General features: G+C 64.1%; 10 protein-coding genes and 2 pseudogenes. 3 read left to right on the forward strand and 9 right to left on the reverse strand.

The genetic code is table 11. The features are described 5' to 3' along the window. A partial coding sequence (locus tag VET27_RS23975; RefSeq protein WP_526522195.1) for an IS1380 family transposase occupies nt 1-963 on the reverse strand: 963 nt, incomplete at its 3' end. A gap of 287 nt (nt 964-1,250) precedes the next feature. Here VET27_RS23975 and VET27_RS23980 point away from each other — a divergent pair. Beyond that, nucleotides 1,251-2,342, forward strand: coding sequence for an IS110 family RNA-guided transposase (locus tag VET27_RS23980; protein WP_526522197.1), 1,092 nt, complete (start codon nt 1,251-1,253; stop codon nt 2,340-2,342). A 508-nt stretch (nt 2,343-2,850) separates the two neighbouring features. On the opposite strand, the gene VET27_RS23985 is transcribed toward VET27_RS23980, so the two are convergent. Next, the gene (locus VET27_RS23985; protein WP_526522199.1) at nt 2,851-3,279 is read right to left on the reverse strand and encodes a hypothetical protein; all 429 of its coding nucleotides are present in this window, start codon (nt 3,277-3,279) and stop codon (nt 2,851-2,853) included. 542 nt (nt 3,280-3,821) lie between these two features. On the opposite strand from VET27_RS23985, the gene VET27_RS23990 reads away from it, so the two are divergent. Beyond that, nucleotides 3,822-4,997 carry a Na/Pi symporter gene (locus tag VET27_RS23990; protein WP_526522201.1) on the forward strand — a complete coding sequence of 392 codons (1,176 nt, stop codon included), beginning with the start codon at nt 3,822-3,824 and terminating at the stop codon, nt 4,995-4,997. Nucleotides 4,998-5,032: 35 nt separating this feature from the next. Further along, on the forward strand, nt 5,033-5,824 hold the full coding sequence (locus VET27_RS23995) for a 2-oxo acid dehydrogenase subunit E2 (RefSeq protein ID WP_526522202.1): 792 nt from the start codon (nt 5,033-5,035) through the stop codon (nt 5,822-5,824). A 10-nt stretch (nt 5,825-5,834) separates the two neighbouring features. Here the strand turns inward: VET27_RS23995 and VET27_RS24000 are convergent, their stop codons facing one another. From VET27_RS24000 to VET27_RS24030, 7 genes and pseudogenes are all read right to left on the reverse strand, one after another. Next, entirely contained in the window at nt 5,835-7,082 is a 1,248-nt protein-coding gene (locus tag VET27_RS24000) for an arginine deiminase (protein ID WP_526522204.1), read from the reverse strand. A gap of 18 nt (nt 7,083-7,100) precedes the next feature. Then, nucleotides 7,101-8,549, reverse strand: a complete 1,449-nt coding sequence (locus tag VET27_RS24005) for a basic amino acid/polyamine antiporter (RefSeq protein ID WP_526522206.1) — start codon at nt 8,547-8,549, stop codon at nt 7,101-7,103. Next, nucleotides 8,546-10,033 (reverse strand): Na+/H+ antiporter NhaC, encoded by a 1,488-nt coding sequence (gene nhaC / locus VET27_RS24010; RefSeq protein ID WP_526522207.1) that lies wholly within the window; start codon nt 10,031-10,033, stop codon nt 8,546-8,548. The genes VET27_RS24005 and nhaC overlap by 4 nt, the downstream gene beginning before the upstream one ends. 113 nt (nt 10,034-10,146) lie before the next feature. After that, nucleotides 10,147-10,236, reverse strand: a pseudogene (locus tag VET27_RS24015) (SHOCT domain-containing protein); the annotation flags it as partial. 103 nt (nt 10,237-10,339) lie between these two features. Continuing rightward, a complete protein-coding gene (locus tag VET27_RS24020) occupies nt 10,340-11,893 on the reverse strand; it encodes a hypothetical protein (protein WP_526522208.1) in 1,554 nt (517 codons plus the stop codon). 237 nt (nt 11,894-12,130) lie between these two features. Beyond that, nucleotides 12,131-12,983: pseudogene (locus VET27_RS24025) on the reverse strand (SHOCT domain-containing protein). A gap of 49 nt (nt 12,984-13,032) precedes the next feature. Further along, entirely contained in the window at nt 13,033-13,182 is a 150-nt protein-coding gene (locus VET27_RS24030) for a hypothetical protein (RefSeq protein ID WP_526522210.1), read from the reverse strand. Between the last annotated feature and the right edge of the window lie 502 nt (nt 13,183-13,684).

Below are 13,684 nucleotides of genomic sequence, written 5' to 3' on the forward strand. Positions count from 1 at the left end.
GGGGTTGAGGTCTGGGATGCGCCGGACCACCAACCTGCCCGAGATCTGCTCGGTAGCCTTCTTGGAGCTGAACGCGGTGAACGCGATCTCGGCGACCTCAGCGCGCGAGATCCATCGTTGGGTGGTTTCGTCATAGATCGCGTCGGTGTATTCGATGGGAGTCCATCGGTCATCGGGGATCGCGGCGATGGCAGCCCTGACCTTCGGGTCCAGGCGCACGGTGATCGAGACCTGGGCCCCGCCGCGGATCGCCGCCGAGACGGTGGGGTGCCCGTAGAACGCGGAGTCCGCCCGCAGCAACACCGTTCCCGTCGAGGTGGTGGGACGCAGGCGTTTGAGGGTGGCCAAGGTGTCGGCGACCATCCGGGCGGCTCCGCGCGGGGACCCGCACGCACCTTTGCGCAGTCGCTGGCCCAGGATCACCGGTGCGGCCCGGTCAGTGGTGATCGTGGTGATCAGCGCGTTGAGTCCCCGCACGCCGGAGTATCCGTAACCGGATCCTTGCTTACCGTGTCCGTGCACTTCGATGATGGTGTCGTCGATGTCGAGCAGTACCGGGCCGTCGATCCCGGCGAGCAGGGGCGTGCGGTCGCACAGTGCGCCCAACAGCCTGGTGGCGACCGCGTCGAGTTGGCGGACGTGCCCGAAGCTGAATGCACGCAGGAACGAACCCAACGTCGACGGCGCGTAGGGCCGGTCGAAGAGGGTGCCCATCGCGCCGTGGCGCAACAAGGCCATGTCATCGATGCTGTCGGCCCCGGCGACCATGCCCGCGACCAGCGCGCTCACCTTCGCCCCGGCATTGGCGCCCTTGTCGGTGGGCAGCGACAGGCGCTCATCGGCCAATGCCGGCAGGTCGCACTGCTGAGCCAACGCGACGATCGGGACCAGGCCAGCACACGACACCAGATTGGGGTCGTCGAAGATCGCCGACGAGACGGGTCGATTGTGAGATAGTTGCATCTACGAGATGCCCTTCGTTGTGGCCGAATGTGATCCTTGAGAAATCCCATTCTCCCACCACAACAGGGCATTTCGGCTTTACGACCCGCTCCAGTCCTCTACCCAATCGGTGTATCGAGGCCTAAAGCACCCAGATGAGACTCCGGCTGTGCCGGCCAAGCGTGCTCGCGGCCGAGTTGAACGGATCCTTTTCGGCATACCGACCTAGACCGTATGGGGGGCTGGGGCCTCGCTCACATGTGAACGTGGGTTGCCGACAGGGTGGTCCTGGCCGGTAGAGCCACAAGATGTGGGAGGCCCCAGTGAAACGTCAGCGTACGAGTATTGGTCTGGATGTGCACGCACGATCTGTTGTTGCGTGCGGCTTGGATGGTGACACCGGCGAGGTGTTTCAGCGGCGGTTGTGCCCCGATCACCGTGAAGTGCTGGATTGGATCAGCGGGTTGCCGGGCGCGGTGGCTGTCACCTATGAGGCTGGCCCGACGGGGTTCGGTCTGGCGCGGGCATTGATCGGGGCTGGGATCGATTGTGTGGTGGCGGCGCCGTCGAAACTGCAGCGACCGTCCGGTGATCGGGTGAAAACCGATGCCCGTGATGCCGCGCATTTGGCGCGGTTGCTGCATTTGGGTCAGGTCGTGGCGGTGACGATTCCCAGCGTGACCCAAGAAGGGGCCCGGGATCTGGTCCGTGCGCGGGAGGATTGTCGCGGCGATTTGATGTCGATGCGGCATCGAATCTCGAAACTGCTTCTGCGCCAGGGGATCGTCTACTCGGGCGGGCAGGCCTGGACGGGCAAGCACGAGCTGTGGCTGCGGGGGCAGCGTTTCGACACGCCCGGGTTGCAGTTGGCCTTCGACGCGGCGTTCGACGCGATGGTCGCCGGTGTGCACCACCGTGACCGTCTCGATGAGGCGATCGCCGCGATGGCCGCTGACTGCGAGTTCACCCCGGTAGTTCGACGGCTGAGTTGTCTGCGCGGGGTCTCGACGCTGACCGCGTTCGGGTTGGCCGTCGAGATCGGTGACTGGTTGAGCGGCCGGGCGATCGGCGCCTACCTGGGGTTGGTGCCGTGTGAGTACTCCTCGGGCACCTCGCGGGTCCAGGGTGGGGTCACCAAGACCGGTAATGGCCATGCCCGCCGGCTGCTGGTCGAGGCGGCCTGGCATCACCGCGCCCCCTACCGGCCCAGCCGCGATCTCCGCGGGCGCTGGTCGGCCGCGGGTCCGGCCGCTCAGGCCCGCGGGCATGCCGCCAACCACCGCCTGCACACCCGCTGGGCCAGTTTCGACCAGCGTAAGAAACGCTCGGTGGTCGCCAACGCCGCGATCGCGCGGGAGCTGGCCGGCTGGTGCTGGTCGTTGGCCGTCCTCGACGTCTAACAACCCCCACAACTGTCCGGATGAATCGCTACGGTGTCGGCAAGCGTCTTGGAGTGACACGCGTCAGTTCTATGAGCAAACATGTTGTCGGACAACGTGTTCACGCTCGATCCTAGACACGCGGCCCAACTCCGACTCGAAACCACGGTCCTGCGGTAACCAACCCGCGCATATCAGACTTGACAACGCGTCGACATCGACACGCTCGACACCAACCCTGCGGCTCATCCGGTCAACACGAAGCGGCGGCCACGACGACGGTTACGGCCCGCCGCTTCACCCTGCCCCCTTGACAAAACGCCCCCCATATCAGAACTGCAGACAGACGTGCGCTACCGTGAGAGCTGTCCTTCAAGACAGTCCCTTCGGGGAAGGTGCGAGAGCACCACCGAACCGAGCTGCGAACTCGGTTCAGACGAACCCTCGGCCTAGCCGGGGGTTTTCGTCTTTGGGCGGGTCACCCGCTTATGAAGATGTGCGAGATGCTGACTCTTGGGTCAGGCGACGGCTACATCGCGAGCAGCAGCACCTCCTGATCGAGATGATTCACCGCTTCGAGGCGGCCGGTCGCGATAGCGAGCAGGTCGGCGGCGGCAGAGCCCGCAGCGATGGAATGTCTTGCAGCGCAGGCACGAAGAACGGCGTAGACCGGCGACGGAACGCGCAGCTTTGTGGGCCGGACGGGGTGGTTATGCAGTTCAGTAACGCGGCCACCGCCAGCTGACAGTGTGGGTGTTGCCGGGAGCAGCACAGCCTGGTTGACGTCGCGAGCGAGTTCTGGGTAACCCGTCGCGATGGCTAGTAGGTCAGCTGACAGCTGACTGAGACTCGTGCAGTGATTAGCGGCTTGCGCCTCGAGTTCGATGTAGACAACTGCGGCGATCGGAGCGAGGACCTGATCACGGGCACCCTTGTGCGTGCTGCGCGATTGGGCCATGCGGTGATCATTCCTGCGCGATGCTGACTTACCGGGTAAGACACGCCGGACTCGGTCGCGATCTTCTCAGGCCCTTCTTCTTTCCGTATGGCCGCTGTCTGTGCGCGGACCCACGGACAGACAAAATTGCGGCGCGGAGAGACACTGCCCATGAAAAAACCCGCCCCCAGTAGGGACGGGTGGTATGACGCAATTATGCAACGCGCACTGCGCGGACGCGTTCCCCACCCCTGTCGGGATGTCACCACGGCGCAGGCTTGGCGACACCGCCTGCCGGGTCCGTCAGCTGGCAAGCCTGAAAGTCGGCGCCGGTGAGTTGGTACCACCAGTGATTGCCTACGCCGTCCGCTGGCGACCCGCGGAGCTTGCCTGCAGTGTGGCTCCGCGACGGGTTGATCGTCCCCACTGGGACACGGTCGCGCGCGGTCTGTACCGGGAACTGCAGGTCTCTAGACGCATGCGTCAAATGACGTCATCTGAGTAGCACGCGCCGGAAAGGCACAGGTCGGGAGATGTAAAGCTGCCCGACTTAGGTTGATCAGATGAGTGAGACGGAGAAAGCTGAGACGACGAAAGTGTCGTCACCGGCAGTGCCTGTCTTGTTGACGGCAGCGCGATGGCTGGCAGTGCTCGGCGCGCTGTACTTGTTGATCAGCGCGGTCAGCGTCGTCGGGCGCGGCTTCCGCGCACTGGGCGACGACACCGCCCAGCAATTGTTCAGTTTCGCCGACAATCCACTGGTCGGATTGGCGGTCGGCATCCTAGCCACGGTACTCATCCAATCGTCGACGACCACGACGGCGGTCGCGGTGACCGCGGTCGGCACCGGCGCGCTGGAGCTTCAGCACGCGATCCCTATCATCATGGGCGCCAACGTCGGCACCACCGTCACGTGCACCTTTGTCGCGTTGGGCTTCGTCGGCGACAAAGCCGATTTCAAGCGCGCGCTCGCCGGTTCGACCATTCACGACTTCTACAACCTGCTCGCGTTGGCGATCTTCTTCCCGCTGGAACTGCTGTTCCATCCACTGCAACGAATCAGCGGCTGGTTGACTCAGCTGCTGTACGGCGCCAACCTCCCGAATCCCGGCAACAGCGGCCTCCTTCGCACTGTCACCAGTCCGCTGGTCAACGGTGTCACGTCGATACTCGGCGGCATCGGCTCACAGGTGACGGGAGCCGCGCTCGTCATCATCGCCGGCGTCGCGATGATCTTCTTCGCGGTCCAATGGCTGAGCCATTTCCTCAAGATCCTGATGGTGGGCAGGGCGCGTGGTGTGCTCACCACCGCCGTCGCACACGACCCCGCCCGCGCCATGGCCGCCGGATTCGGTGTTACCCTGGCGACCCAGTCGTCGACGGTGACGAACTCGATCCTCGTTCCATTTGTCGGCACCGGGACGATCACGCCCAAGCAGCTCTACCCCGTCACTCTTGGCGCGAACCTCGGCACCACACTGACCGCGCTGCTGGCCGCATTTGCCGTCACCGGCGGCGACGCCAGGATCGGCCTGCAAGCTGCCTTCGTCCACGTCGTCTACAACGTCCTCGCGATCATCGTCATCTTCGTGATCCCGATACTGCGCCCCGTCCCGCTGTGGCTGGCGACCAAGCTGGGCGAGAAGTCCGCAGAGGATAAAAGGTCCCTGGCGGCGTACGTCGTGGGCGTGTTCATGGTGTTGCCGGCGCTGGTGATCGGCTTGTCGTTGCTGTTCTGAGCGCGACTACCAATCCAGGTGGCACAGTCGTCTCCGTGGCCAAGGATCGCCCGCGTCGGGTCGAGGTGCGGCCGTTTCCGTCGCATCGCCGCCTCGTAACGGCGGCGATGCGGGCCGGCGGGCGAACTAAACCCATGCACGGCCTCCTCGACGTCGACGTGACCGAAGCGAAACGTCTCCTCGCCGGCCACGAGCCGGCGCTGTCGTTCACCGCGTTTGTCCTGGCCAGTGTTGGCCGCGCTGCAGCTGAATACCCGGAGGCCCACGCCTACCGCAATTGGCGCGGACAGATCGTCGTGCACCGACACGTCGACATCACCACGATTGTCGAGATCGCCACTGCCCAGAGCCCATTCCCGTTGGCGCACGTTGTCCGCGACGCTGACTTCCGTGACGTCATCGACCTGACGACGGAGCTTCGCCGGGTAAAAGCCAACCCCTTGGCCAGTGACAGCCAACGGTGGCTTGCCCGCGCTGTGCCTGTCGCCACTCGTATCCCCGGACTTTTCCCGGCGATGTTTATGCTGGTGCGACGGTCGCCGCGGCTGCGGCAACAGACCGGCACGGTGGCGGTCACAGCGGTCGGAATGTTCGCCGGTGGCGGAGGATTCGGCATCGGCCCACTGACCCTGATGTCCCTCCAGGTCGTCATCGGTGGCGTGCGTGCCCGCCCGCGAGTCGTCTGCGGGCAGATCGAGGTACGCGACGTGCTCGATCTGACCGTGACCGTCGATCACAACATCGTCGACGGCGCACCCGCGGCGCGCTTCGGTGCCAAGCTCCGTGAGCTCATCGAGAGCGCGACAGTCCTGCGCGACCTCCACTGAGAGAGCGCGGTCACCAATCCAGCGGGTCACGGATGATCGGACAGGTCATGCAGTGGCCGCCGCCGCGGCCACGCCCGAGCTCGGCACCGACGATGGTGATCACCTCGATTCCCGCCTTGCGCAGCAGCGAATTGGTATGGATGTTCCGGTCGTAGGCGAACACCACACCTGGTTCGACGGCGACGAGGTTGTTGCCGCTGTCCCATTGCTGACGTTCCGAGTCGTACTTTGTTCCGCCTGTTTCCACCACCCGCAACGCGGGCAGATCCAGAGCCGCGGCAACGACTTCCACGAACGGCTTGGTCTCCTCGATGACGTCGACACCGATCTCGTTGTCGCCGGGGACAAGCGTGAAAGATGCTATGCCAGCCACGATCTCGGGATAGATGGTGACGACATCGCGGTCGGCGAAGGTGAAGACGGTGTCCAGATGCATGGCGGCGCGCAGCTTGGGCATGCCCGCAACGATCACCTTCTCGGCCGCCTGATTCTCGAACAGTTCCGCCGCGACCTGGGTGATCGCCTGCCGCGACGTGCGCTCGCTCATCCCGATCAGCACCACCCCGTTGCCGGGGACCAGCACGTCGCCACCCTCGATGGTGGCCAGACCCCACGACCTCTCGGGGTCACCCCACCAGACGGTCGAACCGACGTAGTCGGGGTGGAACTCATAGATCGCCTTCATCAACAAGGTCTCGTCATGGCGCGCGGGCCAGAAGAGCGGATTGAGCGTCAATCCGCCGTAGATCCAGCACGTGGTGTCTCGCGTGTAGAGCGTGTTGGGTAACGGGGGCATCAGGTACTCGGTGACGCCGATGTTCTCGCGAGCCAGCGCCCGATAGCCACCGCCCAGATCCGAGGGCAGGTCCCGGGTCGACATCCCGCCGATCAGCAGCTCGGTCAGGCGGCGCGGTGGCAGGGAGTCCAGGAAGCCGCGGGTGTCGTCGATGAGGCCGAGTCCGACCTCGTCGGCGACGATCTTGCGGTCCAGCAGCCACGCCTTCGCCTCGGGGTTCTCCATTGTCTCGGTGAGCACGTTGTGCAGTTCGACCACCTCGACATCGCGGTCGCGCATCTTGTCCATGAAGTCGAAGTGGTCGCGGCGCGCGTTCTGCACCCAGAGCACATCGTCGAAGAGCAGGTCGTCGCAATTGGTCGGGGTGAGGCGCTCGTGGGCCAGACCCGGCGAGCACACCAGGACCTTGCGCAGCTTGCCCACCTCGGAGTGCACGCCGTAGGCGGCAGACGGTTGAGTCATATCGATCCCTTTCGATGACTAGATCTGAATAGCGCCGGTGGCCAGCGACACCACGCCCGCGACCGCCCCTGCCACGATGATTGCGAACAACACTGCCTCAGCGGGGGTGAACACCCGAAGACTACGTTCCCGGCGTGCGATGACGTAGAGCCCGGCGCCCGCCGCATACAGGATGCACGACAGCAGCAGCTTGTCGAGCCCTGCCGCATAGATCAGAAACAGCGTATAGAACGTGGCAATACCGGCCACCACGGCGTCGCTGCGCAGCGATCCACCGTTCTGGTAGGTCTCCCGGGTCACCGTCAGCTTCACCGCGTAGGCGGCCGCGAGAAAGTATGGAATGAGCGACAGCGCCGCGGTGAGGTCGAGCATGAAGTTCAGCGCGTCGGAGGTGAACAGCAGCAGAATGAGCAACAGCTGCACCAGGCCGCCAGCCAGCACCAAGGCCACCACCGGCGCACCCTTGCTATTGGTGCGCGCAAGGAAGCGGGGCATATCGTCGGCTTTCGCCGGAATGTAGAGGATTTCTGCGGCCATCAGCGACCAGGCCAAGTAGGCCCCCAGCACCGACAACACGACGCCTACCCGGATGAAGGTCGAACCCCACGGCCCCACAATCGATTCCAGCACCGAGGCCATCGAAGGCTGGGAGACACCAGCCAACTCCTGCTGCGGCAGCACGCCGTAGGACAACAACGTGACCAGCGCGAATACGCTTAGGACGGAAAGGAAGCCGATAACCGTGGCTCGCCCCACGTCCTCGCGCTTCTTGGCGAACCGCGAGTACACGCTGGCGCCCTCGATGCCGAGGAAGACGAACACCGTGATCAGCATGGTGCCCTTGGCCTGCTCGAAGAGCGAGGACAGCGAATACTCACCCGTGCCGCCCCAGAAATTGTCGACGAAAACCCCGCCCTTGAAGGCAATGGCGGCAATGACGATGAACACCAAGATCGGTACGACCTTGGCGATCGTCGCGATGCGGTTGATCACTGCCGCCTCTTTGACCCCACGCAGGATCAGGTAGCAGAACAGCCACACCCCAACCGACGAGGCCAGGACCGCGATCACGGTGTCACCGGCACCGAGTGCGGGGAACAGCGCGCTCGTGGTGGTCATGATGACGACCCAGTACGAAGTGTTGCCCGCACACGCCGACGCCCAGAAACCGAAGGCCGAGTTGAAGCCGACGTAGTCGCCGAATCCGGCCTTGGCGTACGCGTAGATGCCCGCGTCCAGATCGGGTTTGCGGGTGGCCAGGCGCTGAAAGACGAACGCCAGCATCAGCATTCCGGTGCCCGCAATGGTCCAGGCGATGATCGCGCCGAGCACGCCCGTCTCGGTTCCGAAGCGGCGCGGCAGCAGGAAGACCCCGGAACCGATCATCGATCCCACAACCATCGCGGTCAGGGTGGGCAGACTGACCTTCTGGGCGCCCTGTTCGGTGGTGGAATCGGTGGTGGTCATTTCTGTCCTTCCGTCGCACTGACGGGCTCATTGGGCACGATCTTGAAGCCGGTGAATCCGTACACCACGCTCAGCAGGGGACTGAGGATATTGAAGAAGGCGAACGGAAAGTAAGCCAACGTGCTAACGCCAAGCGCCGCGCCCATGAACGCGCCGCACGAATTCCACGGCACCAGAGGCGAAGTCACCGTCGCACTGTCGGCCGCCAGCCGGGACAGGTTCTGCGGCGCGAGGCCGCGATTCTCGAACTCCGCGCGGAACATCCTGCTCGGCAACACCAGTGCGATGTATTGGTCTCCCGCAATGACATTCAGCCCGAAGCCGCAGCCGAACACGGTCAGGTAGAGCCGACCGCGGCTCCTCGCCCCGGCAATCATCGGGTTGATGATCCGGTCGATCAGCCCCAGTTGTTCGAGCAGGGAACCGAATGTCACCGCGCCGATGATCAGCCAGATCGTCAGCAGCATGCTGTCCATTCCGCCGCGAGACAGTAGTCGGTCGATCTCGGCGATACCGGAGTTCATCGTGAAACCGTTCGCCATCGCCTTCCACACCGCCTGGATGGAACCGACGACGGCATTCGCGCTGCCGGCAATCTCGCGGGCGAACCCATCGACCACCTCGCGCTGCAGGATGGTGGCCTGGAGTCCGGCGAACAAGGCCGACGCCAGCAGTGCCAACGACGCCGGCACCTTGCGGATCGACAGGAAGGCGAGTAGCACCAACGGCAGCAGATTCAGTGGATTGATCCAGAAGACCTCACTGAGCTTCGCCAGTTCGACGGCCTCCCCGACGGTGTTCTGGACTGGTGGGCCGACGACACCCAGGACGGCGAAGCCGAGCGCGGCGATGACGAACGCCGGCACACTCGTCCAGGCCTGGCTGCGGATGTGCGTGGACAGGTCGAGACCGACCATCTGTGCGGTCAGGATCGTCGTCTCCGATAACGGCGAGAGCTTGTCGCCCAGATAAGCACCTGAGATGACCGCACCCGCGGTGATCGCGGGCGAGACGCCGAGCATGCCCGCGATTCCCACCAGGCCAACACCAATGGTGGCGGCCGTGGTCCACGAACTGCCGATCGACAGCGCCACCAGCCCACAGATGATCGCGGCGGCCACGTAAAAGTAACCCGGCGACAGGATCTGAATCCCGTAGTACACCAGAGTCGGGATGGTGCCGGAAAGATTCCAGGTGCCGATCAGGGCGCCGACGGCCAGCAGGATGAACATTGCGCTGGTGATGGAGGACAGCGCCGCCTGGCCGGCCTCCTGCACAGCCAGCCACTTATAACCGTTCTTCAGACCGATCAGGGCGGCGACGGAACAACACAGGATCATCGCGACCTGGATGGGCCCGGCGAGGGCATCGACACCGAACAACGCCAGCGAGGCCGCGATCAGCACCGCCAGGGCCACTAGCGGAATCAGCGCGTCGGCCAGCGAGGGTGGCCGAATATCGGATGGGTCGCTGTCCGACGTCATCTCGATCGGCCCTCCGCTTCTACCGCACCAGCGTCGAACTCCTGAGGCCGATTTCCTGCGCGGGCGATCGGCTGGCGGGCTCCTTGATATATGCAGTCCTGAGCACGTCTCGCCAACGCGAAGAACACCGCCAAGAAGATCGGCCCGACCAGGCCACCGCACAGCAACACGAAGCCCTGTGCCTTGACATGGCGCAACAGCATGTGCCCGCTCCTCTCGTTTCCCTGACATCCGCGTGTCAGAGTAACGCCAAGCCGGATGCCGGCGGAGGCGGTCAGCGGAGCGTCGACGACCGGGCCGTGCCGATCATGACGGGCGTTTGAACCCGATGTCGTCGCCGATGACGGTCGTCGGACCGATCGGCAACTTCTCCGCGTCCGCGCCCGCCACCTTCACGAATTCGAGCTTGTCCTTCCACACCTTCCGGAGCAGATCCTCGAAGGCCATCGTTGTGAGTTGTTCGCCGGGGCACCGCCGGTACCCGAATCCGAAAGGCGCAAAGCCGGCGTAGTCGCACACGGGTAGCGGACGGTCGTCGGCGACGGCGAACACGGTGCCCCACGCACTGTTGCGCATCGCCACTTTCCGCCCGTCCTTGACGTCGAAGGCCGCCGCCGGGTCGAACGGACACTGGGCCAGTCCGATCTGACGGATTCTCGCTTCGTCGACGTCCTGGCTGGTGGGTGCCTTGACATATCGCGACGGGTCAAACGCCTCCGGATTCAGCCACTGAACCGGATCGAGGCTGGTGGAAGTGTGCGGACTGTTGATGTAATTGTGCCGCTCGAACGCCGGCGGCCGGACTTCCTCGAGAGCGGAAATGCTCCCTCCATTGGGTGAAATGGTGCGGAAGAGCTCCATGACAAAGCGCTCGAGCGGTGGGAACGCGCTGCCGTCCGGCGTGTCATAGGCACCGATCATGGTCTTCTGGAACCAGTCCCGCGCCTGGCCATCGCCGCTCTCTTGGCCGAGCTTGGTCATGACGTTGTACAGGCTGTTGCCCCATTGGCTGAATGCCACGAAATTGTGGAAACACTCGAAAACCACGTCCGTGTCGTTGAAGTACTCGCTGTTCTCGCCGTTTTTCAGCCAGTACCACCCGAACGTCTTCTCCGGTTCGGGCGTCCGACCCGATTGGATGTCTTCGAGTCGGTCGTCAATCCACGACTTCAGGAAGGCGAGGTTCTTCCGGACGATCATGTAGTTGTCGTAGACGATCTTCTGCGTGGGGTCGCGGTAGGCCAGCACCGTGTTGAAGCTGGCACCGATCTGGCGAACCTCGTCGGGGAGATCCGCACCCGTGACGCCGAGATGAAGGTCCCAGTACAGATCCCAGAACGTGTCCAGATAGATTCGCATCAACGGCTTTCCGGTGTTCTCGGCAGCGAACAGCCCGTCGAAGAACCCGACGATCTTGCCCTGGTACATCCCCCGGTAGAGATCGGGCGTCACTGCCGACATGTAGATCCGCTTGCGGCGATTGTCGGGTCCGCGCTTCTCCAGCCCCTGCAGGAACACCGTGACTCCCCCTTCGGGATCGGGTTCCCACGTCTCACTCAAAAGACCCCACAGGTCGTACGGCAACGCATTCTCTTTCGTCAGCGCCACGTCGATCATCGGAAGCACGGGACGCTGGCCGTCAGAAACAGTGTTGAGGAACCACGGAACGATGACGTGCTCGACGTAGTCAGGATCAAACTCGGCAAGGTACTGGGCGCGCAGCCGCGATATCGCCGCCGTCATCTCGTCACCGGCGACCGTCGGGGTGTTGTCCGTGGGAGACGGGTCGGTACAGCCCGCCAAGGCAGTCAGCCCTGCGACAGCACCGGCTCCACCCGCGATGAATGCACGTCTTCTCACCTGATGTCCTCTCGTTGAGATCTCGCGCCAAGCTACCCACACCGGAGTAGCGGCCGCAGCCTTACCGCTAAGGTGTCATTACCCGACCCATGCCCGGTGGCTCGCCAGTGCCGCGGGCGACCACCAGCGCGACATCGGGACACGGGTCCGCCACGGAGGTCGGTACCGGCCCGCACACCGAACTGAGGGCGTTCAGCCGCAGATGGTCCCACCCACCTGTACTCGAAAGCGCGACTGTCAGAGGTCGGAGATGATCTGCTGGCGCTTGGCGGTGTACTCGGCGTCGGTGATCGAACCGGTGGCGCGCAGCGTCTCGAGTTGCTGGAGCCGTTGGGCGGTCGTGGGTTCGCCGGGCGCAGCGACCGGCGGGACGTAGGGTGCCGCCGCGGGCACCGGCGGCGGCGGTGGCGCGGCCTGCAGGGAGGCGGCGTGCCGCACGATGGCCTGCACCTGTTGGCGCGCCACAGGATTCGACCGCAGATCGATCATGCTGTCCACACCGATGTTGTTTGCTTTGAGCACCTGCAGGATCTCCAAGCGCCTCGGTCTGACCCGTCAGGTCGTAGGTCGTGTTGTCCAGCCCACCGTCCTGAGCCACGCTGAACGTCGCGGGCATCAACCCACCGACCAAAGCGCTTCGCTGCCAATCGATCTGGTACTCGTTCGTGACCGGGTCGACCAGTGCGACGAGCTTGCGGCTGGTGATCATCGGCAACCGCGACACCGATGCGATGACCTGGTCCTGCGTCGAGAACGGGGTGATACCGGGGCCGGAGACCTGCAGGTCGATCTTGACCAGCGGCTGGTCGTTGATGCGGGTGCCTGTCTCGTGGATACCGACCACCTGGGCCAGCGCCAGCACCCCGGTGGCCTCCAGGGCCTGCGTCTTGGCGGCCTTCTTGGAGCCGAGGCCGGTGATCGCGAGCGCGATCAGCACATCGGCCGCGGTGATCAACAGGCCCGTCCAGAACAACCACTTCATCATCGGCTCGGCGCCGGTCGCGAAGTAGACGACCAGGAAGATCGGGCCGACGATGCCGCACAACAACACGAACAGCTGGACACGGACATAGCTCCAGAAAGTGGACATCAACAGATTATCGCCAGAGTTGACGAATACCGCTGCGGCTTCCGCCGGCTCACGAACCCGCGCTGACCACCATCGGATTCGCGACAGGAACCTGCACCGGTGCCGGTCCGACGAGCTGGTACAGCGGCCACGTCCATGCGTCCTGGCCGGCCGACGAACGCGCATAGCTGGTGTGCACCGCCACCGACACCGGGTTCATCTCATCCTCGGCATCAGGGTCGTAGTCGCGGCGTGAGGTTCGCCGAGCCAAGGATTATGCGGGCCGAACGCTCCCACAGCAGAACCGCGGTCTTCGCGTGCAACAGCCCACGCGGAACGCTGATGGGAATCAAATCCCATCGCATATTGCGTTTCTCCGCCGGAGTGCTGCGGTCGACGAGCACCGTGACTTGAGCTTCACCGAGCCGATCCTCTTCCTCCAGGACGGCAGCGATGCTCGAAATGCGGTCACCTTCAGAAACGGATGTCGAGAGGCTCAGGGTTGTGTCCCAGCCACGGTGTAAATGACGACGGACGTAGGTTCCTTCAAGAGCTACCAACTCAGAGAAGGAAGGACTACGCCCGTGTCAGTACGAGTATCACCCACCGAGAAGATCCGTGGCGAGATCGACGCCTTGTTCGACGGCTCGCGTGAGCTGTCGGAGATCATCGAGGACGTCGCCCGCTTGGGTGCCCGGTTGATCATCCAGACCGCGGTGGAG

This window comes from Mycobacterium sp., assembly GCF_035633495.1.
Lineage (GTDB): Bacteria > Actinomycetota > Actinomycetes > Mycobacteriales > Mycobacteriaceae > Mycobacterium.